This is a genomic window from Leclercia sp. G3L (genome assembly GCF_021117075.1).
GTDB classification, from domain to species: Bacteria; Pseudomonadota; Gammaproteobacteria; order Enterobacterales; family Enterobacteriaceae; genus Enterobacter; species Enterobacter adecarboxylatus_C.
Map to the genome: position 1 here is coordinate 3577674 of NZ_CP088265.1, position 24830 is coordinate 3602503.

Here is a 24830-nt window from a genome sequence, read left to right on the forward strand (position 1 = left end):
CCTATGGCTCAACACGACGACAGCGCCCTGCGAGGGGCGCTTACTGAGATCTTCATGGCAGCGGTGAAGAGTGCCGACCCCCATGAGGCGTTGATTAACGCGCTGCCGGAGAAACCACGAGGGCGCTGCATGGTGGTTGGCGCGGGGAAAGCCAGCGCCGCCATGGCCGCCGCGCTGGAGGCCGCCTGGCCGGACGTCGATCTGCAGGGTGTGGTGGTGACACGCTACGGTCACGCGGTGCCGACGCAAAAAATCCGCATCGTCGAGGCGGCGCACCCGGTCTCGGATGCGATGAGCGAAGTGGCTTCGATGCTGATGATGGAGCAGGTCAAACACCTCACCGCCGACGACTGTGTGGTTGCGCTGATCTCCGGCGGCGGCTCGTCGCTGCTGGCCCTGCCGCGCAAGGGCATCACCCTGGCCGATAAGCAGGCGGTGAACAAAGCGCTGTTGAAGAGCGGGGCGACCATCCACGAGATGAACACCGTGCGCAAGCAGCTGTCGGATATCAAGGGCGGACGGCTGGCGCTGGCCGCCAGACCCGCCCGGGTGATCACCCTGATCATCAGCGATGTGCCCGGGGACGATCCCCAGAGCATTGCCTCCGGCCCGACGGTGGCGGACAGCTCCACGGCGGAAGAGGCGCTGGAGATTATCGCCCGCTATGGCCTGGATCTGCCGGAACCGGTGATGCGGGTGCTGCGCATGCCGCGAGCCCCGGTGACAGCAAAGGAAATAGACGACGATATCCGCCTGATCGCCACCCCCTCCGGCGCGCTGGCCGCTGCCGCCGACGTGGCGCAGCGGATGGGTTTCACACCCTTGATTCTGGGGGATGCCCTGGAGGGGGAAAGCGCCCAGCTGGGTATTATGATGGCCGGGATCGCCAAATCGGTGAAGCAGCACGGCCTGCCGGTGAAAGGCCCGGCAGTATTACTCAGCGGTGGGGAAACCACGGTCACCATCGGCGAGACGGGCTGCGGGCGCGGCGGGCGCAATACCGAATTTCTGCTGGCGCTGGCCTGTGCGCTGAAGGGCGAGAAGGGGATTTACGCCATCGCCGGAGACAGCGACGGGATTGACGGCACCGAGGATGCGGCGGGCGCAATTGTCACCCCGGATACGCTGAGCCGCACCTCACTGGACGAGAAGGCGATGCTGCGCGGGCATGACAGCTACAGCTACTTTGCCGCCGTAGGCGATCTGGTGGTGACCGGCCCGACATTAACCAACGTGAATGATATTCGGGTGATAGTGATCACCTGACGTGGCTTTGCCGGGCGGCAGCTTCGCTTTGCCCGGCCTACAACACCGATCCCGTAGGTCGGGTAAGCGTTAGCGCCACCCGGCGTTTTTTCAACGATTTGCGAGGCCGCTTCCGGGAATGGCTATTGCCGCCTCGCTTTTAACGCAGTACCTTTTTGTCGAGACTGAAAAAGCGCCGGAGCGAGAATCTTTTGTTGAGGTATCAGTGTCTTACCATGTGGTATTGGTGTGGATTGAATTTGGTCTAAATATAGACTAAATTGAAGATTCATTTACTAACAAGGGGGCTCTATGAAAGTTGAAACTATTAGCTTCGTTAAGAAAAATGCGGCAACGCTCGATCTTTCTGAACCTATTCTCGTAACCCAAAATGGCATTCCTGCATATGTCATTGAATCTTACGAACAACAACAAGAAAGGGAAGATGCCATTGCGCTTCTAAAATTGCTTACTCTTTCGGAAAAAGATAAGGCTGAGGGAAAAGTTTTTTCAAAGGATCAATTACTCGATGGATTAAATGATTGAGTATCCTCATGGAAACGAGGGCATAGTGATGGATAACAACGACATCGTTTTTGAGTACACGCTTACTACAAAATACTGCATTGATGATATTGTCAGATTCTTGCGTCGGGCTGAGGTTGAACCGCGTCCCGTGATTGCAGGTATCCTGGAACAGTTTGAAAATACAGTTCGCGAATTTCCTCTGGGATGCCAGATTTGTCCAGAGCTCCTGAAAATTGGTTGTGCAAAGTATCGCGAATTTAATAGCCGGGACGGATACAGAGTTCTCTATTCCGTCGAGGGAAAAACGGTAACATCTCACGCGATACTGTCCCAGCGTCAGGATATTCAGCAGTTACTGTTCAAACGATTAATTCTCGTCTGAAACAAAGACCAGGATAACATTTGTCCCGCTCTCTGTAATAAACCATTCTGCTTGTCTCTGTTGAACCACACCGGAATCACCCGTCCCCACTTTGACAGAGCACTACACTGATCTACATACCTGCACGCGCTCACCCGGCGCGTGATTGTCATGTCCATTAAAGAAGGATGCATCATGATCCGGCCCATTCCTCTCGAGCGTTATCGCAACATCGGTATCTCGGCGCACATCGATGCCGGAAAAACCACCACCACCGAGCGCATCCTGTTTTATACCGGGGTGAGCCACAAGATGGGGGAAGTCCATGATGGCGCAGCGATCACCGACTGGATGGCGCAGGAGCAGGAGCGGGGCATTACCATCACCTCGGCGGCGGTGAGCTGCTTCTGGTCCGGCATGGACCGAGGCTTTGAGCCGCACCGGATCAACATTATCGACACCCCCGGCCACGTCGATTTCACCATTGAGGTGGAACGCTCCATGCGCGTGCTGGACGGGGCGGTGATGGTCTACGACTCGGTGGGCGGGGTGCAGCCGCAGTCGGAAACCGTCTGGCGGCAGGCCAATAAGTACCGGGTGCCGCGCATCGCTTTCGTCAACAAGATGGACCGTCCGGGGGCTGATTTCTTTCACGTGGTGCAGATGATGATCGACCGGCTGAAAGCCCACCCGGTACCGATTGTGATCCCCATCGGTGCCGAGGATCACTTCACCGGGGTGGTGGATCTGATCCACATGCGGGCCATTATCTGGGATGACGCCACCCAGGGGATGACCTTCAATTATGCCCCGGTACCGGGCGATCTCCAGGCGACCGCCCAAACCTGGCGGGATAAAATGGTCTCGGCGGCGGCGGAAGCCAGCGACGACCTGATGGATAAATACCTCGAAACCAACGATCTCGACGAGGCGGAGATTATTCGCGGCCTGCGCAAACGCACGGTGGCCGGGGAGATCCAGCCGATGCTGTGCGGCAGCGCCTTCAAAAATAAAGGGGTGCAGCGGATGCTGGATGCGGTGATTGAGCTGATGCCGTCGCCCCTCGACGTTCCCGCCATCGACGGGGTGGATGAGAAAGGGCAGCACGCCGAGCGTCACCCCAACGACGACGAACCCTTCTCGGCGCTGGCGTTCAAGCTGATGTCCGACCCCTACGTCGGGCAGCTGACCTTTATCCGCGTCTACTCCGGGGTGCTGAAAAAAGGCGACGCGGTCTTTAACCCGGTGAAGGGCAAAAAAGAGCGCATCGGGCGCATCGTGCTGATGCATGCCAACGACCGACATGACGTCGAGGAGCTGCGGACCGGGGATATCGCTGCCTGCGTCGGGCTGAAGGATGTCACTACCGGCGATACCCTGACCGACCCCAACGCGGTGATCACCCTCGAGCGGATGGAGTTCCCGGACCCGGTGATCTCCCTCTCCATCGAGCCGAAAACCAAAGCTGACCAGGAGAAAATGGGCATCGCGCTGCACCGGCTGGCGGCGGAAGATCCCTCCTTCCACCTGCATACTGACGAAGAGTCCGGCCAGACCATTATCTCCGGGATGGGGGAACTGCATCTGGAGATCATCGTTGACCGCATGCGGCGCGAGTTCGGCGTTGAGGCCAATATCGGCCGTCCACAGGTCACCTACCGGGAAACCATCCGCAGGGCGGTAAACGACATCGAAGGCAAGTTTGTCCGACAGTCCGGCGGGAAAGGGCAGTACGGTCACGTGATGCTGAGCCTCGAGCCGCAGGCGCCGGGCAGCGGCTTTGCCTTTGTCGATGCCACCAAAGGCGGGGTGGTGCCGCGGGAGTACATTCCGTCGGTGGAGAAAGGGCTGCGCGAAGCGATGAACAGCGGCGTACTGGCGGGATATCCGGTGGTCGATATCAAAGCGACCCTGACCTTTGGCTCCTATCACGACGTCGACTCCTCGGAGATGGCCTTCCGCATGGCGGCGATATTCGGCTTTAAGGACGCGGCGCGCAAAGCCGATCCGGTCATTCTCGAGCCGATGATGCACGTGGAGGTTGAAACTCCGGAAGAGTATGCCGGGAATATTATGGGCGATCTCTCGTCCCGGCGCGGGCTGGTGCAGGGGATGGAGGAGCAGTTCGGCAGCCAGATTATCCGCGCCGACGTGCCGCTGGCGGAGATGTTCGGTTATGCCACCACGCTGCGCTCCATGTCCCAGGGGCGGGCAACCTACAGCATGGAGTTCCACCATTACGCCGAGGCTCCGCGTATTGTGGCCGATGAGATCATCGCCGGGCGGTCGAAAAGGTAGGGCCGAGGGGTGAACCATGAAGCGTCTGCATTATGCTCTCGCCGCACTCATGGCACCCCTTACGTTGCTGGGGTGCGTGGTGATGTCCGGTACCAGCCGCACTGATTTTTCCGCCACGAAACAGGCGGATCTCGTCTTTATCGGCCTGCCTGCACCGCTAAACTGGCTTGCGGCCGGAATGCAGGGCACCACCTTTGCAGTCTCAAGCACGCTGTCGCTTACCGCCGCCCACGTCGCGGTGCCGTTGCTGAAGCCCGTCAGGGCGCAACATCCGGCCTGCGACGTGGCGGTGATTGCCGATAACAACCGGGGCAAGATCGTGCATCAGCTGGCCTGGGCCAGAGTCGGGCGCAACGTTACCCTGTTCGGCTACAGCGCTATTAATAGTCTGCCTAAATCCAGCATGGGAAAAATCGACGGCTTCGTGAAGCGTGACGGCTGCTACTACGGCATCATCACCGGGGCGGGGGCGGTGTCCGGCATGTCAGGCGGGCCGGTCATCGACAGCCTGACCGGGGAGACGGTGGGCATCATCACCAACGTCATCCCCGGCAAAGGGGCGGTGGCGTTCGTCGCGGTCCAGGATTTTACCAACCTGCTGGACCGGATGCGCATCCCCTATAAGACCTACTGACCCGGCGCTTTCACCTGCCTGCCGCTGGTGACGAAGGTCCCCGCGCCAAGGTGATGCAGGGTATTGCGCTTATCGTCATCAAACTGCCAGCGTCCGGCGACAAACGCCTGCTCATCCGCCGCGGCAGAGACCACCTCACCAAACAGGGTGTCATACTTTTCCGCCGCCGAGGTGGCGGGCAGCAGACGGCACTCCATCCACGCCAGACACTTCTCCTCGATCACCGGCAACCCCAGCACCGGACCGTTGATGGCCGGAATACCGTAGCAGTTGAACTTATCCTCATCGCGGCCGCTGACGCTACCCACCGCGTAGGTCCAGTTGGTCGCCGCCACGCCGGGAATGACGATCCCGAACATGCCGCTGCGCTCAATCAGCTCCCGTGACCAGGCGCTTTTATCCACCACGATGGCGATCCGCGGCGGCTCGAACTCCACCGGCATTGACCAGGCGGCGGCCATCACGTTGCGCCGATCAAGGGTGTCGTCGCGGCTGGTAATTAAAACGGTCGGGCCGTGATTCAACAGGCGGCTGGCGTGCATTAACTCAACGGGGCGGAAGTGGCTCATAGAAATTCCTCATAAATAGCATCAGAGCATTAAACGTCTGAAAGCCATCGGAAATCAATACGCAACATTTACGTCATGTATACGTCACATAAGCTGCCTACAGTGGCGAGCATCAAATCCCAAAGAGGATAACAATATGCTCACTTCCATAACGCTCAAAGGCGTCTCCTACGCTTTTGGCGCGAATACCGTTTTGAATCAAATCGATCTGCATATCGAGCCGGGTAGCGTGGTTGCGCTGCTGGGCCCCTCGGGCTGCGGCAAAAGCACGCTGTTGCGTCTGCTGGCAGGGTTAACCCAGCCCGCCCAGGGGGCAATCCATTTTGGCGAACGGCTGGTGGCGAAAACCGGCTGGGCCTTGCCGCCGGAAGCCCGGGACATCGGCATGGTGTTCCAGGATTACGCCCTCTGGCCGCATATGACCGTGGCACAGAATGTGATGTTCCCGCTGAAGATGCGCCAAATCCCGCGTCAGGAACGCGACAGCCGCGTGGCTCAGGCATTGGCCCGCGTCGGCTTAAGCGATTTCGCCGACCGCAAACCCGCCGGGCTTTCCGGCGGGCAGCAACAGCGCGTGGCGCTGGCCCGGGCGATTGTCGCCGAGCCGCGGGTGCTGCTGTTCGACGAGCCGCTCTCCAACCTCGACAGCGAACTGCGTGGAACCTTGTGTCACGAGATGGCCACGCTGCTGCGCCAGCTCGGCACCACCGCCGTCTATGTTACCCACGACAGCCGGGAGGCTGAAATCCTGGCCGATCGCATCGTGCATTTGTCTGCTGGCAGCGTCGCTGCCGATCGTTTGATTACATCCTCAGGGGAGTTCGCATGAAAGCTGCATTGTCCGTCAAAAAAGGAGTTCTGTTAGCCATGGCGTTATCGTCCGTAATGATGTCCAGCGCGCACGCGCTGACCGTCTACACCGCAGGCCCGGGGTCGCTCGCCAAAAGCCTCGCCAGCGGCTTTGAAAAGAAAACCGGCGTGAAGGTGGATATCTTCCAGGCCACCACCGGCAAGGTGATGGCCCGCCTCGAGGCGGAACAGGCCAATCCGCAGGCCGATATTCTGATCTCCGCCTCCTGGGATACCGCAGAAGATCTGCACAACCGCGGCTGGCTGCTGCCGTACCAGAGCGCCAATGCGGCGAAGGTGCCCGCAGAACTGAAATCAGACGACTATGTGGCGCAGGGCGTCTCGGCCTTAGGCATCGTCTGGAACACCAAAAGCGGCACCCCGGAGCCGAAAGAGTGGCGCGATCTGACCACCGACGCCTTCAAAGACAAAGTGACCACCCCGGACCCGGCGCTCTCCGGCGCCTCGCTGGATCTGCTGATCGGGCTGCAAAATGGCATGGGCGATAAGGCCTGGACCCTGTTTGATGAGCTGAAAAAGAACGGCATGGTGGTCAGCGGCCCGAATGCCCAGGCGGTAACGCCGGTGATGCAGGGGGCGAAAGCGGCGGTGTTCGGCGCGGTGGATTACGTGTCGTATGGCAACATCAGCCAGGGCGAATCCCTGAAGGTGATCTTCCCGGCCAGCGGGACGGTGATTGCCCCGCGCCCGATGATGATCCTCAAATCCACCCAGCATGCGGAGGATGCCAAAGCCTTCGTCGATTACGTCCTCTCTCCGGAAGGCCAGGCGATGGTGGCCGATGCCTGGCTGATGCCCGCCCGCGGCGACGTGCAGGCTAAGCGTCCGCTGCTCAACGATCTGAAAATCCTGCCGACCAAAAGCGACGGTACAAGCGAACGCAGCGATATCCTCAAGCGTTTCAACACGCTCTTCACCTTATAATCATGTGACGGGGGCAACCCCGTCTTCAGGACTGCTTTGTGAATCCTAAATACTTGTCGGTGACGACGCTGGCGCTACTGGTGATCCTGGTGGCGTTTCCGCTGGTCTTTATTCTGCTGCAGGCGGTGTTTCCGCACTTCAGCGCCGGGGTCTTCTCCGGGGCCTTTAGCGGCGTTGCGACGCTGCTGGCCGAACCGCAATTGCCCACCATGCTGGGCGGTACGCTGCAGGTGGCCGTCGGCGTGGCGCTGGTCAGCGCGCTGATTGGCTTTCCCCTCGGCGTGGCGCGCGGGCTGCTGAACCTGCCGCTGCCCCGACTGTGGGATCTGCTGTTTCTGATCCCGTTTTTAACCCCGCCTTATATCGCCGCGCTGTCGTGGATGCTGGTGCTGCAAACCAATGGCTATCTGCAACAGCTCACCGGGCTCAACCTGAATAATCTGCTGTTCAGCCAGACCGGGATTGTGCTGGTGATGGCCCTGAATATCTTCCCGGTGGTCTATTTCGCGGTGTCGCGCAGCCTGCTGGCCAGCGGGCAGCGTCTGGCCCTGGTGGCGCGGGTTCACGGCGCGACGCCGGGGCGGGCGTTCTGGCATATCACCCTGCCGATGCTTTCGCCGTCGCTGGCGGCGGGGATGCTGCTGGCCTTTACCCTGGCGATTGAAGAGTATGGCGTGCCCGCCGCGCTCGGCACCCGTGCCGGGGTAATGATGCTGACCACCGATATCGAGAAAAAACTCGCTGAATGGCCGATCGATCTCTCCGGCGCATCGATGCTCTCGGTGGTGCTGGTGACCATCGCCCTGAGCGCCTGGTGGTTGCAGAAAAGACTGACCGGCCATCAGGATGTGACCAGCATTACCGGCAAACCGACGGAGAACATGGGCGCGGATGCCGGGGGCTTTACCCTGCCGGTGGTAGCGCTGCTGGCGTTGACCGGGTTTATCGCGGTGATCCTGCCGGGGGCCTCGATGGCCTTGTCCGGGGTGCTGGGCACCTTATCGGGCGGGGTGGCGCTCGCCAATCTGACCGGCGCTCACTATGCGGCGCTATTCAGCCAGCAGGGGGATGCCCTGTCGGCGCTGGGCACCAGCCTGTCGCTGGCGCTGGGGGCGGCCTGTATTACCGGGCTGCTCGGCCTGCTGGCCGCCTGGCTGGTGGTGGTGCAGAAGATCAAAGGGCGCGGCGTGCTGGATGCCCTGTCCCTGATGCCCGCGGCGTTACCCGGCGTGGTGGTGGGCGTGGGGCTGATCCTGCTGTGGAACCAGCCGTTTTGGCCGGTCACGCCCTATAACAGCTGGGCGATCCTGCTCCTGTCCTACTGCTGCCTGCTGCTGCCGTGGCCGGTGCGCTATGTCGGCAGCGCGCTGCGCCAGCTGGGTGGGAATCTGGAGCCTGCCGCGCGGGTACATGGCGCGTCGGCGTTGCAGGCCTTGCGCTTTATCGTCCTGCCGCTGGTCTCCCCGGCGATGCTGGCGGCGATGCTGATGGTATTCGCTATCGCCTCGCGCGAGCTGGTCACCTCGCTGTTGCTGGCCCCGGCGGGGACGCAAACCGTGTCGGTGTTTATCTGGCGGCAGTTCGAGCAGGGATCCGTCGGACAGGGGATGGCGATGGCTACGCTGACGCTGCTTACCGGGCTGGTATTAATGCTGACGGCGCTGGGGATCATGCAACGCACAACGCGCGGGTAAAAAGCACATTTACGACAGTGGTTGAGGAAAAATAGTTTATAAACAAGGAAGCATTGTTAAAGGAGCCCACCATGACCCCGTTTTTGACCGAGTATTTCGCCCGTACCGGCTGGCAGCAGCCGGTTTCTGTGGATATCGACATCCTGCGGGCGTTGCACCTGCAGCACAACAGCGCCATCCCGTTTGAAAATATCGATGTGGTGCTGCCGCGGGAGATCCAGCTCGACGATCGTTCCCTGGCCGATAAGCTGGTCACCGCCCGACGCGGCGGTTACTGCTTTGAGCAAAACGGCCTGTTTGAGCGGGCGCTGCGTGAAGTAGGGTTTAACGTCCGCAGCCTGCTGGGTCGGGTGGTACTGGCAAACCCGGCACAGATGCCGCCGCGCACCCATCGTCTGCTGCTGGTCGAGCTGAATGGCGAGCGCTGGATAGCCGATGTGGGCTTTGGCGGGCAGACGCTAACCGCGCCGATTCGGCTGATCGCCGAGGAGGAGCAGGCGACCCCGCACGGGGTCTACCGCCTGATCAACGACGGCCAGGACTGGGTGCTCCAGTTCCGTCATCACGATCACTGGCAGTCGATGTATCACTTCGATCTCGCCGCCCAGTATCAGACCGATTACGTGATGGGCAACTTCTGGTCCGCGCACTGGCCGCAGTCCCATTTTCGTCATCATCTGCTGATGTGTCGGCATCTGCCGGACGGCGGCAAATTGACGCTCACCAATCTGCACTTTACCCATTGGCAGGAGGGGCATGTGGTGGAGCAGATCAACCTGCCGGACGCAGCGGCGCTATATCAGCTGATGCAGGAGCGGTTTGGGCTGGGCGTGGACGATCCGAAGTACGGTTTTTCACTGGCAGAACTGACGGCGGTGATGGCCGGGTTTGAAACCCATCCGCAGGCGGGGAAATAGGCGGGAAGGGGCGACAGCCCCTTTCTTTTACCCGATTAAAACTTTAGCGCGTATTCTCACGGCATCCAGTTCTTCGGCGGTTGCCGTTCCCTTTTTCACCGCGTTACTACGGTATGGTGCGGTTTTCGTAGGCCGGGTAAGGCGGAGCCGCTACCCGGCATGGTTTGGCACCCTGCGGTCTGCATCGCCGGGCGGCGCTGTCGCTTGCCCGGCCTACGGTATGGTGTGGTTTTCGTAGGCCGGGTAAGGCGGAGCCGCCACCCGGCATGGTTTGGCACCCTGCGGTCTGCAACGCCGGGCGGCGCTGTCGCTTGCCCGGCCTACGGTATGGTGTGGCTTTCGTAGGCCGGGTAAGGCGGAGCCGCCACCCGGCATGGTTTGGCACCCTGCGGTCTGCATCGCCGGGCGGCGCTGTCGCTTGCCCGGCCTACGGTATGGTGTGGCTTTCGTAGGCCGGGTAAGGCGGAGCCGCCACCCGGCATGGTTTGGCACCTTGCGGTCTGCAACGCCCGGCGGCGCATGCACTTGCCCGGCCTACGGTATGGTGCGGTTTTCGAAGGCCGGGTAAGGCGGAGCCGCCACCCGGCATGGTTTGGCACCCTGCGGTCTGCAACGCCGGGCGGCGCATGCACTTGCCCGGCCTACGGTATGGTGCGGTTTTCGTAGGTCGGGTAAGGCACAGCCGCTCCCCGACATGGTTTGGCACCCTGCGGTCTGCAACGCCGGGCGGCGCATGCACTTGCCCGGCCTACGGTATGGTGCGGCTTTCGTAGGCCGGGTAAGGCGGAGCCGCCACCCGGCATGGTTTGGCACCCTGCGGTCTGCAACGCCGGGCGGCGCATACGCTTGCCCGGCCTACGGTATGGTGCGGTTTTCGTAGGCCGGGTAAGGCGCAGCCGCCACCCGGCATGGTTTGGCACCCTGAGGTCTGCAACGCCGGGCGGCGCATACGCTTGCCCGGCCTACGGTATGGTGCAGTTTTCGTAGGCCGGGTAAGGCGGAGCCGCCACCCGGCATGGTTTGGCACCCTGCGGTCTGCAACGCCGGGCGGCGCATACGCTTGCCCGGCCTACGGTATGGTGCGGCTTTCGTAGGCCGGGTAAGGCGGAGCCGCCACCCGGCATGGTTTGGCACCTTGCGGTCTGCAACGCCGGGCGGCGCATGCACTTGCCCGGCCTACGGTATGGTGCGGTTTTTGTAGGCCGGGTAAGGCGGAGCCGCCACCCGGCATGGTTTGGCACCCTGCGGTCTGCAACGCCGGGCGGCGCATGCGCTTGCCCGGCCTACGGTGTGGTGCGGTTTTCGTAGGCCGGGTAAGGCGGAGCCGCCACCCGGCATGGTTTGGCACCCTGCGGTCTGCAACGCCGGGCGGCGCATGCGCTTGCCCGGCCTACGGTATGGTGTGGCTTTCGTAGGCCGGGTAAGGCGGAGCCGCCACCCGGCATGGTTTGGCACCTTGCGGTCTGCAACGCCCGGCGGCGCATGCACTTGCCCGGCCTACGGTATGGTGCGGTTTTCGTAGGTCGGGTAAGGCACAGCCGCTCCCCGACATGGTTTGGCACCCTGCGGTCTGCAACGCCGGGCGGCGCATGCACTTGCCCGGCCTACGGTATGGTGCGGCTTTCGTAGGCCGGGTAAGGCGGAGCCGCCACCCGGCGTGGCTCGGGCTTACCTCCGGGAGCGCACCAGCTGATAGCGTCGGGTGATGTACTCGAACGGAGCGCTCCAGACGTGAACCAGACGGGTGAACGGGAAGATCAGGAAGATAGTCATCCCCAGCACCAGGTGGACGCGGAATATGAACGCCACGCCGGTCAGCATCTCAGACGATCCGCCGCGGAAAGTGAAGATCCCCTGCGCCCAGCCGACCAGTTTCAGCATCTCGCTGCCGTCCGGGTACTGGGCCGAGAATGGAATGGTCGTCAGGCCGAGCACGCACTGGGTCAGCAGAATGCTCATGATGATGATATCCGGGGTGGTGGAGGTGGCGCGCACCCGCTGATTAAACAGACGACGATACAACAGCATCGAGCCGCCAATCAGGGTCAATACGCCGCAGATCCCCCCGGCAATCATCGCCAGCTGCTGTTTGACCGCCATCGGCAGGAACCAGGCGTACATCCAGTGCGGGGTTAACATCCCGAACAGATGGCCGAAAAAAATCCCCAGAATGCCGATGTGGAACAGGTTAGAGCCCCAGTTCATGCCGCGCTTGCTCAGCAACTGGCTGGAGGAGGCGCGCCAGGTGTACTGGCCGTAGTCATACCGCAGCCAGCTGCCGAGGAAGAAGACCGCGGCGCAGATGTACGGATAAATGTCGAAGAAAAAGACGTTCAGATGGTGTGTCATTTTGGGCCTCCGGCACTGACGTCCACGTACTGCGGCGCGACGTCCTGGCTAAAGCGTCGTTGATATTGCTGCATGGGCGAGCTGTCGCACGCCGTGGCGTTATCCTCAATAAACTTCACCTGCTCCTCTTCCCAGACCGCATCCAGCGCCTGGCGGGTATCATCCCGTTTTTCACCCGCCACCTGCTGCGTGACACTGTCACTGGAGAGTTTGCTGCCCGCGAACCTCAGCAGGGCGTCGAACAGTTGATAATGCGCCACCTGGCGCTGTTTCAGCCGTCCGCCAATCAGGGCCAGGATCGGCGCGACGTTCTGCAACCCCTCCCGGGCCTGCGCCTCGGGCACAATGCTCAGATACTCCAGATAGAGCGGCAGATAGTCCGGCAGCTCGCGGCAGTCGAGCTGCAGCCCGGCCTGCTCGTACTGATTCATCAGGTCGACCATCGCCTGTCCGCGATCCCGTGACTCCGCATGCACGTGTTCGAACAGCAGCAGCGAGGTGGCGCGCCCGCGCTCGAACACCTCACACCACTCGGCCTGGCGGTCGAGCAGCGGCGCGCTGAGATAGTGCTGCGCAAAGGTCAGCAGCGCCGGCGCGTCCTGCGCCACCAGTGAGATCGCCTCGTCGCGGCTCTCCCACAGCGCCTCGTCCGGGTACTCAATCAGCAGGGCAATAATTTTGAGGATCTGCATTACTCTCCCTCCCCGTGATCCCGCACCTCGGTGATGTTGATGGCGTCGATGCGGCTGCTGTTGAACAGGTTAAATTTGGTGTCGGAACCGTGGCAGCCGTCGCCGAAGGTAAAGCCGCAGCCATTTTTCTCCGGGAAGGCGTCACGGGCCATCTCCCGGTGGCTGGTCGGGATCACGAAGCGGTCCTCGTAGTTGGCGATGGCGAGATAGCGGTACATCTCCTCCACTTGCTCGACGCTGAGGCCCACTTCCTCAATGGCGCGGGTATCGGTCACGCCTTCCACGGTCTGGGAGCGTTTGTAGTGGCGCATCGCCATCATCCGTTTCAGGGCGCGCAGCACCGGGCCAGTGTCGCCCGCGCTGAGCATGTTCGCCAGGTACTGCACCGGAATGCGCAGGCTTTCGACGGCCGGGAGGATGCTGTCGGTCTGCGGCAGACCACCGGCATCGGCATAGGACTGGATCGGCGACAGCGGCGGTACATACCAGACCATCGGCAGGGTGCGGTACTCCGGGTGCAGCGGCAGGGCCAGCTTCCAGTCCATCGCCATTTTGTAGACCGGGGAACGCTGTGCCGCGTCAATCACGTTCTGCGGAATGCCTTGCTTAACCGCCTCTTCAATGATGGCCGGGTCGTGCGGGTTCAGGAACACGTCGCACTGACGCTCATAGAGATCGGTTTCATGCTCGGTGCTGGCCGCCTCTTCGATACGGTCTGCGTCATACAGCAGCACGCCGAGGTAACGGATGCGCCCGACGCAGGTTTCCGAGCAGACGGTGGGCTGGCCGGATTCGATGCGCGGATAGCAGAAGATGCATTTTTCCGACTTGCCGCTCTTCCAGTTGAAGTAGATCTTTTTGTACGGGCAGCCGCTGATGCACAGACGCCAGCCGCGGCACTTGTCCTGGTCGATCAGCACGATGCCATCCTCTTCGCGCTTGTAGATCGCCCCGCTCGGGCAGGTGGCCGCGCAGCTCGGGTTCAGGCAGTGCTCGCACAGGCGCGGAAGATACATCATGAAGGTGTTTTCGAACTGGCCGTACATCTCCTTCTGCATCCTGTCGAAGTTACGATCCCGGGCGCGCTTCTCGAACTCGCCCCCGAGCAGCTCTTCCCAGTTCGGCCCCCATTTGATTTTTTCCATGCGCTTGCCGTCAATCAGCGAGCGCGGGCGGGCGGTAGGCAGGTGGTTGCCCTCCGGGGCGCGGTGCAGATCCTGATAGTCGAAGGTGAAGGGTTCGTAATAGTCGTCGATCTGCGGCATCTGCGGGTTAGCGAAGATTTTCGACAGCACCCCCAGCTTGCCGCCCAGACGCGGGGTCAGCTTGCCGGAGATGCCGCGGATCCAGCCGCCTTGCCACACCTCCTGGTCCTCCCAGTTTTTCGGGTAGCCGATGCCCGGTTTGGTTTCGACGTTGTTAAACCAGGCGTACTCCATGCCTTCGCGCCCGGTCCAGACGTTTTTGCAGGTCACCGAGCAGGTGTGACAGCCAATGCATTTGTCGAGATTGAGTACCATGCCAACCTGTGAGCGTATTTTCATTTTTTCGCCTCCTGTACCTGATCCCGACCTTCGCCATCCAGCCAGTTAATGTTCTTCATTTTGCGGATCATGATGAACTCGTCGCGGTTCGACCCGACGGTACCGTAGTAGTTGAAGCCATACGCCAGCTGGGCGTAACCGCCAATCATGTGGGTCGGTTTCGGGCAGATGCGGGTGACCGAGTTGTGGATCCCCCCGCGCCGTCCGGTCACTTCAGAGCCTGGAATGTTCAGAATGCGCTCCTGGGCGTGGTACATCATGGTCATTCCCGGCGGCACGCGCTGGCTGACCACCGCGCGGGCGGTGAGGGCGCCGTTGGCGTTGAAGCACTCGATCCAGTCGTTATCCTCAATGCCCAGCTCGCGGGCGTCGGTTTCGCTGATCCAGACAATGGGCCCGCCGCGCGACAGCGTCTGCATCAGCAGGTTCTCGCTGTAGGTGGAGTGAATACCCCATTTCTGGTGCGGCGTCAGGAAGTTCAGCGCCTTCTCCGGGAAGCCGTTGGGTGGGATCTCGCGCATATGGGTCACGCTGCGGGTATCAATCGGCGGACGATAGGCTACCAGGCTCTCGCCGAAGGCGCGCATCCACTGGTGATCCTGATACAGCTGTTGACGCCCGGAGAGGGTGCGCCAGGGGATCAGCTCGTGGACGTTGGTGTAGCCGGCGTTATAAGAGACATGTTCGCTCTCGATGCCGGACCAGGTCGGGCTGGAGATGATTTTACGCGGCTGGGCCTGAATATCGCGGAAGCGGATCTTCTCGTCCTCCTTGTTCAGCGCCAGATGGCTGTGCTCGCGACCGGTAAATTCCGCCAGCGCCTCCCAGGCCTTGACCGCCACCTGGCCGTTGGTTTCCGGGGCTAGGGCGAGGATCACCTCCGAGGCGTCAATCGCCGTCTCAATGCGCGGGCGGCCTTTCGCCGGGCCGTCGAGCTTGACGTAGTTGAGCTTGCCGAGGAAATCGACCTCGTCCTGGGTATTCCACGAGATGCCTTTCCCGCCGTTGCCGAGCTTGTCCAGCAGCGGCCCGAGGGCGGTAAAGCGCTCGTAGGTGTCCGGGTAGTTACGCTCCACCACGGCGATGTTTGGCGCGGTTTTGCCGGGGATCAGCTCACATTCGCCTTTGCGCCAGTCGGCGATGTCGAACGGCTGGGACAGCTCCGCCGGGGAGTCGTGCTGCAACGGTTGCAGCACCACGTCGGTTTCGGTACCCAGATGGCCGACGCAGACCTCAGAGAAGACTTTGGCGATGCCCTTGTAGATCTCCCAGTCGCTGCGCGACTCCCAGGCCGGGTCCACCGCGGCGGAAAGGGGATGAATAAACGGATGCATATCCGAGGTATTCATATCGTCTTTCTCATACCAGGTGGCGGTCGGCAGGACGATATCCGAGAACAGGCAGGTGCTGGACATGCGAAAATCGAGGGTCACCAGCAGATCCAGCTTGCCCTCGATGGCGGCGGTCTGCCACTCCACCTCTTCGGGTTTCACGTCGTCGGTATTGCCGAGATCGTCGCCCTGAATACCGTTTTCAGTACCCAGCAGGTACTTAAGCATGTATTCATGGCCTTTGCCGGACGAGCCCAGCAGGTTCGAGCGCCAGACGAACAGGTTGCGTGGATGGTTACTGCCGCTGTCCGGCTGCTCGCAGGCCATACGGATATCGCCCGATCTCAGCGCCTGGGTGGTGTACTCTTGGGGCGACATGCCGACCGCCTCGGCCTGAGCCTTGATGTGAAGCGGATTAAGGTTCAGCTGCGGCGAAGACGGCAGCCAGCCCATGCGCTCGGCGCGCACGTTAAAGTCGATCAGATGCCCGGTGAACTTCGAAGCGTCCGCCAGGGGGGAGAGCAGCTCCTGGGCGGTGAGTTTTTCATAGCGCCACTGGCTGGCGTGATTGTAGAAGAACGAGGTGCTGTTCATCTGGCGCGGCGGGCGGTTCCAGTCGAGGGCGAAGGCCAGCGGCAGCCAGCCGGTTTGCGGACGCAGCTTCTCCTGGCCGACATAGTGCGACCAGCCGCCGCCGCTTTTGCCCACGCAGCCGCAGAACACCAGCATGTTAATCGTCCCGCGGTAGTTCATGTCCATGTGATACCAGTGGTTCACCCCGGCACCGAGGATAATCATCGACCGTCCGTGGGTTTTATGCGCCGTGTCGGCGAACTCCCGGGCGATCTGCTCAATATGGCGACGCGGCACGCCGGTGATCTGCTCCCCCCAGGCCGGAGTGTAGGCTTTGATTTCGGCGTAATCTTTTGCGGCGTGAACATCTTCCAGCCCGCGATCGAGACCGTAGTTAGCCAGCACCAGATCGTAGACGCTGGCGACGTGCAGCTGGCGGCCATCGGCGAGGGTCAGGGTTTTTACCGGCAGCTGGCGCACCAGCACCGGCTCCTGCTTCACGCTGCGAAAATGCGGGTTTTCATTGCCGCCAAAGTAGGGGAAGGCCACCCCGGCGACGGTGTCGCGGGTGCCCAGCAGGGAGAGCGCCAGCTCCGTTTCCTGACCGGCCGCCAAAGGTTCGAGATTCCATTTGCCTTTTTCGCCCCAGCGGAAGCCGATAGAGCCGTTGGGCACCACCAGATCGCCGGTGGCGGTAAAGGCGACGGTTTTCCACTCCGGATTATTGGCTTCGCCCAGCCCGTCGGCGAGGTCGGAGGCCCGCAGCATCCGGCCCGGCACGTAGCTGCCGTCTTCGCGCGGGTCGAGCATCACCAGCATCGGCATGTCGGTATAGCGACGGCAGTAGTTGAGGAAGTAGTCGCTCGGGTTATCAAGGTGGAACTCTTTCAGGATCACGTGGCCCATCGCCATCGCCAGGGCGCTGTCGGTACCCTGTTTCGGCGCCAGCCACTGGTCGCTGAGTTTCGCCACTTCCGAAAAATCGGGGGTGATGGCGATGGTTTTGGTGCCTTTGTAGCGGACTTCGGTAAAGAAGTGGGCGTCCGGGGTACGGGTCTGCGGCACGTTGGAGCCCCAGGCGATGATATAGCTGGAGTTATACCAGTCGGCGGACTCCGGCACGTCGGTTTGCTCGCCCCAGGTCATCGGCGAGGCGGGCGGTAGATCGCAATACCAGTCGTAGAAGCTCAGACAGGTGCCGCCCAGCAGGGAGAGATAGCGGGTGCCCGCGGCGTAGGAGACCATCGACATCGCTGGGATCGGCGAGAAGCCTGCCACCCGGTCCGGGCCGTAGTGCTTGATGGTCCAGACGTTGGCGGCGGCGATAAGCTGGTTTAATTCTTTCCAGTTGGAGCGGATAAACCCGCCGTGACCGCGCGCCTGCTTATAGCTCTGGCTCTTCTGCGGATCGCTCATGATGGCGTTCCAGGCCAGCACCGGATCGCTGTGCTGTGCCAGCGCCTCGCGCCATAGCTCGATCAGCTTGCGGCGCACCAGCGGGTACTTCAGGCGGTTGGCGCTGTAGAGATACCAGGAGTAGCTGGCCCCGCGCGGGCAGCCGCGCGGCTCGTGATTCGGCAGGTCGGGGCGGGTGCGGGGGTAGTCGGTCTGCTGGGTTTCCCAGGTGACCAGACCATTCTTGACGTAGATTTTCCAGCTACAGGAGCCGGTACAGTTCACGCCGTGGGTGGATCGCACAATTTTGTCGAACTGCCATCGCTGGCGATAGCTGTCCTCCCAGTCGCGGTTGGTGTGCATCACCTGACCGTGTCCATCAGCGAAGGTCTCGCCTTTTAGTTTGAAATAACGAAAGCGATCCAACAATTTACTCATGACGTTTCTCCTGACGGGGCGACTCCCGCCCCGTGGTTACACTGCTCACAAAAAATTGAACTGACTCGTTATGATTTGACGTGCTTCTGACGACGGCCATACACCAGCCAGGTGACGAACACGCAGACGATGTAGAACACCAGGAAGACCTTCATCGCCCCTACCGGCGAGCCGGTCATCGCCAGGGAGGTGCCGAAGGCTTTGGGAATGAAGAACCCGCCGACGGCGCCGATGGCCGAGATAAAGCCCAGCGCGGCCGCGGTGTCGGTAACAGCCTCTTTCTGGGCCTGCTCGTCCGTGCCGCCGTGCAGTTTGACTCTATAGACGGTGATTTGCCGGAAGATGACAGCGATCATCTGGAAGGTGGAGCCGCTGCCGAGCCCGGCGGTGAGAAACAGCCCCATAAACACCAGATAGAAGGCGGTAAAGTTGCCGGAGCCGGAGCCCGGCAGGGTGAGGAACAGCAGGGCGCTGAACAGGGCCATAAAGATGAAGTTCACCAGCGTGACGCGCACCCCGCCAAGCTTATCGGAGATCACCCCACCGGCAGAACGCGCCAGGGCCCCAATCAGCGGGCCAAAGAAGGCCAGATGCAGGATATTGACGTCCGGGAACTGGGTTTTCGACAGCATCGCGAACCCGGCGGAAAAGCCGATAAACGACCCGAAGGTGGCCAGATAAAGCAGGCTCAGCAGCCACAGGTGCAGTCGCTTGAGTACCGGCAGCTGGCTGGCGATGGTCGCCTTCGAGCTGGCGATATCGTTCATGCCGAAAAAGGCGGCGAGGGTGGCAAGCAAAAGCAGCGGGGCCCAAATCCAGGCGGCGTTGGCGAGGAACAGCGTCGAGCCATCCTCCTGCGGCACGCCGTGCACCCCAAGGAAAGTAAACATCGGCAGGAAGATCACCACCGGAGCCAGCATCTGCATCACGCTGACGCCGAGATTGCCCAGCCCGCCGTTAATCCCCAGCGCGCTGCCCTGTTTGGCTTTGGGGAAGAAAAAGCTGATGTTGCCCATGCTTGAGGCGAAGTTGGCGCCGGCAAAACCGCACAGCAGGGCAATAGTGATAAATACCGCATAAGGAGTAGCCGGGTTTTGCACCGCAATACCCAGCCATACGCAGGGAATAATAAGAATAACGGTACTTAATACCGTCCAGTAACGGCCGCCAAATATGGGCACCATAAAGGAGTAGGGAACGCGTAATATTGCCCCGGAGAGCGAAGGCAGGGCGGTTAACATAAACAGCTGATCGGTGGTGAAATTAAAACCCACCTTATTCAGGTTCACCGCCACCGCGCTAAATAACATCCAGACGCAGAACGCCAGCAGCAGACAGGCAACCGAAATAACTAAATTTCGTCGCGCAATCTTTTTACCTTTATTTTCCCAAAATGCTGCGTTTTCCGGTTTCCAGTTACTCAACAGATAATGATTATTCTTCTCAGCTTGTTGTGACATATTACCCTCTTGCATATCCGTAAATGGCAGAAAGAGAAATACATTCAGGCAGATGCCTGAGTTTTTGATGAGAAATTATTAGATGTGTTTTGGGAGTCTTCTGAAAGGATAGATAAAAAAGCGAACCCCTGAGTTTAGAAGGGAGATGTGGGCTCGCTTAATGTGTTACAAATCGTAACAGTTAAGAATGGCTGATGATTAGTCCAGCTCGAGGGTAATTAACGTATTAAGGTGTTGATTAAATGCTGCGTCGTCCATCTGCGGCATGGATAATACATACAGCCCGTCCAGCCCGCAGACCAGGCCAATCAGCCGCCAGGCGACGTTTTCAGCCCTGTCTTTCAGCCTGAAGGCCTTCTCTTGTTCACCCGCCCGTATTATGGCGACCGTCTCCTGATGCCACATCTCCATGGTTAACACATAAGCCCCTTTTATTTCGTCATCGCGGGTGGCTAACAGCTGGGCTTCCCGCCACAGGCGAATATAGGGTTCAAAACTGCGGTCATCGCTGCCGAGCATGGCGTGGAGCCGTTCCCGCCAGGTGGCGTTTTCTGCTACCACATCGGCATCCAGCAGGGCGCGGATCAGGCGGATAAAGGCCTGCGATTTGAGCTCGCCTGCGGAGGCAAAATGGTGATGCACCTGACCGGTCGCCACTTTCGCCTCACTGGCAATACGCCTTACGGTCATCGCGGTAAAGCCTTCGCTCAGCGCCACGCGCATCGCCGCCTGCAGGATCTCTTCCCGCCGCTCGTCCTTGCTCAGATAGCTCATTATTTTCACTCTCAACTGGGGGACAACAAGTGTAACAAAAAGCTGGACACGCGTTCAACTTTACGTAGGATCGCAATCTGGACATGTGTCCAGGTTTAGTCAGATAAGGATAGTTATGTTTCGTCAGTGGTTAGCGTTAGTGATTATTGTGCTGGTCTATATCCCGGTGGCGATCGACGCCACGGTGCTCCACGTCGCCGCGCCGACGCTGAGTATGACCCTGGACGCCAGCGGCAATGAATTGCTGTGGATCATTGATATCTACTCCCTGGTGATGGCCGGGATGGTGCTGCCGATGGGGGCGCTCGGGGATCGCATCGGCTTTAAACGGCTGCTGATGATGGGCAGCACCCTGTTTGGCCTCTCGTCGCTGGCGGCGGCGTTTGCCCCTTCTGCGGGGTGGCTGATTGCGGCGCGGGCCTCGCTGGCAATTGGGGCGGCGATGATCATTCCTGCCACCCTGGCCGGGATCCGCACCCTGTTCTCGGATGCGCGTCGGCGTAATATTGCCCTCGGGGTCTGGGCGGCGGTGGGGTCCGGCGGGGCGGCCTTTGGTCCGCTGGTGGGCGGGATGCTGCTGGCGCACTTCTACTGGGGGGCGGTATTTTTGATCAACGTCCCGATTGTGCTGCTGGTGGTTTCCCTGGCGGCGCGTTATGTTCCGGCTCAGCAGGGGCGGCCTGAGCAGCCGCTGAACATCACCCATGCCCTGATGCTGATCGTGGCGATTTTGCTGCTGGTCTACAGCGCTAAAACGGCGCTGAAAGGGGGAATTTCTCCGTGGCTGGTGGCGGGCACGCTGCTGACCGGGGCGGTAATGCTGTGGATCTTTATCCGCATCCAGCTGCGCGCCCGCACGCCGATGATTGACATTCGCCTGTTCGGCCACCGCATTATTCTCAGCGGCGTGGTGATGGCGATGACGGCGATGATTGCCCTGGTGGGCTTTGAGCTGCTGATGGCCCAGGAGTTACAGTTCGTCCACGGCTTTACCCCGTTTGAGGCGGGGATGTTTATGCTGCCGGTAATGGTCGCCAGCGGCTTTAGCGGCCCGATTGCCGGGGTGCTGGTGGGGCGTCTGGGGCTGCGGATCGTGGCGACCGGCGGCATGGGCCTGAGCGCGCTCAGCTTTATCGGTCTGTCGATGCTCGATTTCAGCACCCAGCAGTGGCAGGCCTGGTGTCTGATGGTGCTGCTGGGCTTTAGCGCGGCGAGCGCGCTGCTGGCCTCCACCTCCGCGATCATGGCCGCCGCGCCAAAAGAGAAGGCCGCTGCGGCCGGGGCGATTGAAACCATGTCCTATGAGCTGGGGGCCGGGCTGGGGATTGCGATCTTTGGTCTGCTCCTGACCCGCAGCTTCTCGGCCTCGATCGAGCTGCCGCCGGGGCTGGATGCCAGCCTTGCCGATCACGCCTCCTCATCCATCGGCGAGGCGGTGAAGGTCGCCCAGCATCTGACGCCAACGCTTGCCGAATCGGTGATTGAGGCGGCGAAAACCGCGTTTATCACCTCGCACAGCGTGGCGCTCGGCAGCGCAGGCGGGATGTTAACGGTACTGGCGATCGGGATTTGGTTTAGCCTCGCGAGGGTCGCGCAGCGGTAAAAAACCGCCCGGCGATGCAGGCCGCAGCTTATTTTTCTGGGGGGCTTCAGACCATGAATACTTCAGGTCCTTTTACATCAATGATATTGATGATACGTAGGGCCGCTTTGTTGGGCTTACTTTCATTGCGCTCCCATTTGGATACGCTTTCAACCGACATACCGGTTGTTATTGCCAGGGCCGCCTGAGACATGTTGTAGCGCGCTCGGACTTCTTTAATCTCGCCGCCGGTCATTTCGCGTACCGCCGGGATGTTACGGGCAGCCACTGCGGCATCGATGGATGCCACCGTCTCATCTTTCACAACACCTAATTTGTTGTAACGCTGAGCCATGCCCTGAATGCGTTTCAGTCGTTCAGTCATCACAAGTTACCTCTAGCAGTTCTTTGTCATCCACCAGACGCTTTATCTGGACTGGGGTCAGCGCGATAAAATCTTCTGCGATCCTGCAATAAGCATCAATTTCGTCATCTTCAAGCTCCTTGCCTTTCTTTTTTGATAGATGGCTTTTCAGGTACATATCAAAAAAATATACATTGGCACCATCATGAAAAAACACGATAGCCCGCGCGCCATCTCGTGGACTCACGGCTGGCAGGGCAAGCCGCTTTTTATATGTGTATTTACCTAAATGATCGCCATGCAGGCCAGAAATGATCGCGTTTGCGGCCTTACACAAAATAGTATTACTGATGCGTGCATCCTTGCGCTCCGCCTCAAATTCAGGCGTAAGATAGATCCCCATGGTTATCCCTTAACCTTGCAACCCGTAATTATTACTATAGTCATCTTTACAGGTTTGTTCAATCGTCACATCCAGTGACACAGGTTTTGCCCGGCGGCGCTGTGCTTGCCGGGCCTACAACGGCTCGGACCGTAGGCCGGATAAGCGCAGCGCATCCGGCGCTTTTTTACGGCTCCTGCGCCGCACTCAGCACGCTATGCAGCAGCACATTGGCGCCTTTCTCTGACCATTCCGGCAGGATCTTTTCCGCTTCGTTATGGCTGATGCCTTTTACGCAAGGAATAAAGATCATGCTGGCCGGCGCGATTTTGCTGATATAGCAGGTATCGTGCCCGGCACCGGAGACCATCGGTTTTGCCGAATAGCCCAGCGTAGCCACTGCCTGCTCGCTGCGCGCCAGGCAGGCGGCATCAAAGGCAATCGGGGCATAGTCAAAGATCCGCTCGACCTTAGCGCTGACGCCCCTGGCAGACAGGCTTTCCGCCGCCTGATGCAGGGCGGTTTCCATCGCAATCAGCGCCGCGCTTTCCGGGTGACGGAATTCGACGCTGCACACCACCCGGGAAGGGACCACGTTGCGCGAGTTCGGCGTGATTTCTGCCATCCCAATTGTCGCGCGGCCGTCGGGCGCATGCTGATAGCCAATGGCTTCCACCTTCAGCGCCAGCTCTGCAAAGGCGGTTAAGGCGTCGCGTCGGCTGTGCATCGGCGTGGTGCCTGCATGGGCGGCGAAACCGTCCAGCGTGAGGGTAAACCAGCGCTGGCCCATCGCCGCACGTACCTGTCCGATATCAACGGCTTCATCTTCCAGAATCGGCCCCTGTTCGATATGCAGCTCGTAGCAGGCGTGGATCGGGAAGGCGCGGGCAGGGCGTTCGCCGCGATAGCCAATGGTGTCCAGCGCTTCACTTACGGTAATGCCATCCCGGTCGGCCTGGGCGTGGGCGTACGCTTCGCTGAACTGCCCGGTCCAGACGCCGGAAGAGAGCATCGCCGGAGCAAAACGCGCCCCTTCTTCGTTGGTCCAGTTCACCAGCACGATATCGCGCTCGGTTTCAATCTGATGGTCGTTCAGGGTGCGCAGCAGCTCCAGCCCGGCCAGCACGCCGTAGATCCCGTCGTAGTTGCCGCCCAGCGGCTGAGAGTCCACGTGCGAGCCGGTCATCACCGGGGCGAGGGCAGCGTTCCTGCCCGCGCGACGGATAAACATATTGCCCATGCTGTCAACATCGCAGGAAAAACCCGCCTCCAGCGCCCAGTCGCGCAGCAGGTTGCGGGCAATCCGGTCTTCGTCGCTTAACGCCAGGCGGGTCACGCCGCCCCCGGGCGTACCGCCGATCTGCGCCATCCTCTCCAGCGTCGACCATAGCCGATCTGCATTCACGCGGATCATGCTTTGTCCTTGCTGCTGCGATAGCGGAAGTCGCAGCACTTGCCGCCCTGCATGATGGTGGTGGTACGGGTCAGCTCCACGTCTGGCGCATAGCCGACGATAAATTTCTCATCGCGGGCGCACGACAGCAGGTGGCCGATCTCACCCAGCCCCATCTCGTGATACATCTCGGCATAGCGACAGCGGGTCACGTTGTAGTTGTACTGCTGGTCATCGGCGTCGATCACCTTCACGTCCAGGGCGTTATCCTTCTCCCACAGATACTGCAGGGCGATAAAGCTCTTCACGTCCGCGCCGTTCGGCTCCTTGCTGGCAAACGCTTTGCCCGCGTCAATGGCGGCCTGCTCAATGGCCTCGCCAATTACCGCCTGGGCGCGGGTCTTGCCGATCTCGCGCACCAGAATTTCGTAAATGGGCTTAATAATTTCTGCTTCAATTTTGCGGCGGGCGAGAATGCCCAGCTCGTTATTATCACTCATCACATTGCCTCAC

At 60.5% G+C, this 24830-nt stretch carries 21 protein-coding genes; 10 read left to right on the top strand and 11 right to left on the bottom strand.

The features are described from left to right. The first annotated feature begins 3 nt into the window (after positions 1 to 3). The 5 genes from LRS40_RS18565 (at position 4) to LRS40_RS18585 (ending at position 5066) form a co-directional block, all read left to right on the top strand. Positions 4 to 1266, top strand: coding sequence for a glycerate kinase (locus LRS40_RS18565; protein WP_255673231.1), 1263 nt, complete (start codon positions 4 to 6; stop codon positions 1264 to 1266). A 291-nt stretch (positions 1267 to 1557) separates the two neighbouring features. Further along, positions 1558 to 1791, top strand: a complete 234-nt coding sequence (locus LRS40_RS18570) for a type II toxin-antitoxin system Phd/YefM family antitoxin (protein ID WP_142489521.1) — start codon at positions 1558 to 1560, stop codon at positions 1789 to 1791. 28 nt (positions 1792 to 1819) lie between these two features. Beyond that, a complete protein-coding gene (locus LRS40_RS18575; RefSeq protein ID WP_231312312.1) occupies positions 1820 to 2155 on the top strand; it encodes a type II toxin-antitoxin system RelE/ParE family toxin in 336 nt (111 codons plus the stop codon). Between the two features lie 174 nt (positions 2156 to 2329). Continuing rightward, entirely contained in the window at positions 2330 to 4432 is a 2103-nt protein-coding gene (gene fusA, locus LRS40_RS18580) for an elongation factor G (RefSeq protein ID WP_231312313.1), read from the top strand. Between the two features lie 16 nt (positions 4433 to 4448). After that, entirely contained in the window at positions 4449 to 5066 is a 618-nt protein-coding gene (locus LRS40_RS18585; protein ID WP_231312314.1) for a serine protease, read from the top strand. Here the strand turns inward: LRS40_RS18585 and LRS40_RS18590 are convergent. Next, positions 5060 to 5635 carry a flavin reductase family protein gene (locus LRS40_RS18590; RefSeq protein ID WP_142489517.1) on the bottom strand — a complete coding sequence of 192 codons (576 nt, stop codon included), beginning with the start codon at positions 5633 to 5635 and terminating at the stop codon, positions 5060 to 5062. The two genes, LRS40_RS18585 and LRS40_RS18590, sit on opposite strands and share 7 nt — an antisense overlap. 136 nt (positions 5636 to 5771) lie before the next feature. Here LRS40_RS18590 and LRS40_RS18595 point away from each other — a divergent pair, with 136 nt between their 5' ends. The 4 genes from LRS40_RS18595 (at position 5772) to nhoA (ending at position 10040) form a co-directional block, all read left to right on the top strand. Continuing rightward, positions 5772 to 6464 carry an ABC transporter ATP-binding protein gene (locus tag LRS40_RS18595; RefSeq protein WP_231312315.1) on the top strand — a complete coding sequence of 231 codons (693 nt, stop codon included), beginning with the start codon at positions 5772 to 5774 and terminating at the stop codon, positions 6462 to 6464. Beyond that, positions 6461 to 7429, top strand: a complete 969-nt coding sequence (locus LRS40_RS18600) for an ABC transporter substrate-binding protein (RefSeq protein ID WP_231312316.1) — start codon at positions 6461 to 6463, stop codon at positions 7427 to 7429. Before LRS40_RS18595 ends, LRS40_RS18600 begins: the two co-directional genes overlap by 4 nt. 38 nt (positions 7430 to 7467) lie before the next feature. Further along, positions 7468 to 9123, top strand: a complete 1656-nt coding sequence (locus LRS40_RS18605; RefSeq protein ID WP_231312317.1) for an iron ABC transporter permease — start codon at positions 7468 to 7470, stop codon at positions 9121 to 9123. 71 nt (positions 9124 to 9194) lie between these two features. Beyond that, complete coding sequence (nhoA, locus tag LRS40_RS18610; protein ID WP_231312318.1) at positions 9195 to 10040, top strand: N-hydroxyarylamine O-acetyltransferase; 846 nt, start codon at positions 9195 to 9197, stop codon at positions 10038 to 10040. Between the two features lie 1668 nt (positions 10041 to 11708). Here nhoA and narI read toward each other — a convergent pair. From narI to LRS40_RS18640, 6 genes are all read right to left on the bottom strand, one after another. Next, positions 11709 to 12389 carry a respiratory nitrate reductase subunit gamma gene (gene narI, locus LRS40_RS18615; protein WP_032618185.1) on the bottom strand — a complete coding sequence of 227 codons (681 nt, stop codon included), beginning with the start codon at positions 12387 to 12389 and terminating at the stop codon, positions 11709 to 11711. After that, the gene (narW, locus tag LRS40_RS18620; protein ID WP_231312319.1) at positions 12386 to 13081 is read right to left on the bottom strand and encodes a nitrate reductase molybdenum cofactor assembly chaperone; all 696 of its coding nucleotides are present in this window, start codon (positions 13079 to 13081) and stop codon (positions 12386 to 12388) included. The genes narI and narW overlap by 4 nt, the downstream gene beginning before the upstream one ends. Continuing rightward, positions 13081 to 14625 (bottom strand): nitrate reductase subunit beta, encoded by a 1545-nt coding sequence (gene narH / locus LRS40_RS18625; RefSeq protein ID WP_231312320.1) that lies wholly within the window; start codon positions 14623 to 14625, stop codon positions 13081 to 13083. The genes narW and narH overlap by 1 nt, the downstream gene beginning before the upstream one ends. Further along, positions 14622 to 18362 carry a nitrate reductase subunit alpha gene (locus LRS40_RS18630; RefSeq protein ID WP_231312321.1) on the bottom strand — a complete coding sequence of 1247 codons (3741 nt, stop codon included), beginning with the start codon at positions 18360 to 18362 and terminating at the stop codon, positions 14622 to 14624. The genes narH and LRS40_RS18630 overlap by 4 nt, the downstream gene beginning before the upstream one ends. A gap of 68 nt (positions 18363 to 18430) precedes the next feature. Then, positions 18431 to 19822, bottom strand: a complete 1392-nt coding sequence (locus tag LRS40_RS18635) for a NarK family nitrate/nitrite MFS transporter (RefSeq protein WP_142489507.1) — start codon at positions 19820 to 19822, stop codon at positions 18431 to 18433. Positions 19823 to 20020: 198 nt separating this feature from the next. Then, on the bottom strand, positions 20021 to 20596 hold the full coding sequence (locus LRS40_RS18640; protein ID WP_231312322.1) for a TetR family transcriptional regulator: 576 nt from the start codon (positions 20594 to 20596) through the stop codon (positions 20021 to 20023). A gap of 115 nt (positions 20597 to 20711) precedes the next feature. Here LRS40_RS18640 and LRS40_RS18645 point away from each other — a divergent pair, with 115 nt between their 5' ends. Beyond that, positions 20712 to 22199 carry an MFS transporter gene (locus LRS40_RS18645; RefSeq protein WP_231312323.1) on the top strand — a complete coding sequence of 496 codons (1488 nt, stop codon included), beginning with the start codon at positions 20712 to 20714 and terminating at the stop codon, positions 22197 to 22199. A 46-nt stretch (positions 22200 to 22245) separates the two neighbouring features. Here LRS40_RS18645 and LRS40_RS18650 read toward each other — a convergent pair whose 3' ends face one another. The 4 genes from LRS40_RS18650 to LRS40_RS18665 form a co-directional block, all read right to left on the bottom strand. Continuing rightward, positions 22246 to 22563 carry a DNA-binding transcriptional regulator gene (locus LRS40_RS18650; protein ID WP_231312324.1) on the bottom strand — a complete coding sequence of 106 codons (318 nt, stop codon included), beginning with the start codon at positions 22561 to 22563 and terminating at the stop codon, positions 22246 to 22248. Beyond that, positions 22556 to 22945 carry a type II toxin-antitoxin system RelE/ParE family toxin gene (locus tag LRS40_RS18655; protein ID WP_231312325.1) on the bottom strand — a complete coding sequence of 130 codons (390 nt, stop codon included), beginning with the start codon at positions 22943 to 22945 and terminating at the stop codon, positions 22556 to 22558. Before LRS40_RS18655 ends, LRS40_RS18650 begins: the two co-directional genes overlap by 8 nt. Positions 22946 to 23111: 166 nt before the next feature. After that, positions 23112 to 24338, bottom strand: a complete 1227-nt coding sequence (locus tag LRS40_RS18660; protein WP_231312326.1) for a Zn-dependent hydrolase — start codon at positions 24336 to 24338, stop codon at positions 23112 to 23114. After that, on the bottom strand, positions 24335 to 24817 hold the full coding sequence (locus tag LRS40_RS18665; RefSeq protein ID WP_142489497.1) for an L-2-amino-thiazoline-4-carboxylic acid hydrolase: 483 nt from the start codon (positions 24815 to 24817) through the stop codon (positions 24335 to 24337). Before LRS40_RS18665 ends, LRS40_RS18660 begins: the two co-directional genes overlap by 4 nt. Positions 24818 to 24830 lie beyond the last annotated feature (13 nt).

Coding starts and splice junctions, on each gene's coding strand:
- LRS40_RS18585 (WP_231312314.1), top strand. CDS start 4,449: ATGAAGCGTCTGCATTATGCTCTCGCCGCACTCATGGCACCCCTTACG.
- LRS40_RS18575 (WP_231312312.1), top strand. CDS start 1,820: ATGGATAACAACGACATCGTTTTTGAGTACACGCTTACTACAAAATAC.
- narI (WP_032618185.1), bottom strand. CDS start 12,389: ATGACACACCATCTGAACGTCTTTTTCTTCGACATTTATCCGTACATC.
- LRS40_RS18660 (WP_231312326.1), bottom strand. CDS start 24,338: ATGATCCGCGTGAATGCAGATCGGCTATGGTCGACGCTGGAGAGGATG.
- narH (WP_231312320.1), bottom strand. CDS start 14,625: ATGAAAATACGCTCACAGGTTGGCATGGTACTCAATCTCGACAAATGC.
- LRS40_RS18630 (WP_231312321.1), bottom strand. CDS start 18,362: ATGAGTAAATTGTTGGATCGCTTTCGTTATTTCAAACTAAAAGGCGAG.
- LRS40_RS18665 (WP_142489497.1), bottom strand. CDS start 24,817: ATGAGTGATAATAACGAGCTGGGCATTCTCGCCCGCCGCAAAATTGAA.
- narW (WP_231312319.1), bottom strand. CDS start 13,081: ATGCAGATCCTCAAAATTATTGCCCTGCTGATTGAGTACCCGGACGAG.
- LRS40_RS18650 (WP_231312324.1), bottom strand. CDS start 22,563: ATGACTGAACGACTGAAACGCATTCAGGGCATGGCTCAGCGTTACAAC.
- LRS40_RS18570 (WP_142489521.1), top strand. CDS start 1,558: ATGAAAGTTGAAACTATTAGCTTCGTTAAGAAAAATGCGGCAACGCTC.
- nhoA (WP_231312318.1), top strand. CDS start 9,195: ATGACCCCGTTTTTGACCGAGTATTTCGCCCGTACCGGCTGGCAGCAG.
- fusA (WP_231312313.1), top strand. CDS start 2,330: ATGATCCGGCCCATTCCTCTCGAGCGTTATCGCAACATCGGTATCTCG.
- LRS40_RS18595 (WP_231312315.1), top strand. CDS start 5,772: ATGCTCACTTCCATAACGCTCAAAGGCGTCTCCTACGCTTTTGGCGCG.
- LRS40_RS18600 (WP_231312316.1), top strand. CDS start 6,461: ATGAAAGCTGCATTGTCCGTCAAAAAAGGAGTTCTGTTAGCCATGGCG.
- LRS40_RS18655 (WP_231312325.1), bottom strand. CDS start 22,945: ATGGGGATCTATCTTACGCCTGAATTTGAGGCGGAGCGCAAGGATGCA.
- LRS40_RS18640 (WP_231312322.1), bottom strand. CDS start 20,596: ATGAGCTATCTGAGCAAGGACGAGCGGCGGGAAGAGATCCTGCAGGCG.
- LRS40_RS18645 (WP_231312323.1), top strand. CDS start 20,712: ATGTTTCGTCAGTGGTTAGCGTTAGTGATTATTGTGCTGGTCTATATC.
- LRS40_RS18590 (WP_142489517.1), bottom strand. CDS start 5,635: ATGAGCCACTTCCGCCCCGTTGAGTTAATGCACGCCAGCCGCCTGTTG.
- LRS40_RS18635 (WP_142489507.1), bottom strand. CDS start 19,822: ATGTCACAACAAGCTGAGAAGAATAATCATTATCTGTTGAGTAACTGG.
- LRS40_RS18565 (WP_255673231.1), top strand. CDS start 4: ATGGCTCAACACGACGACAGCGCCCTGCGAGGGGCGCTTACTGAGATC.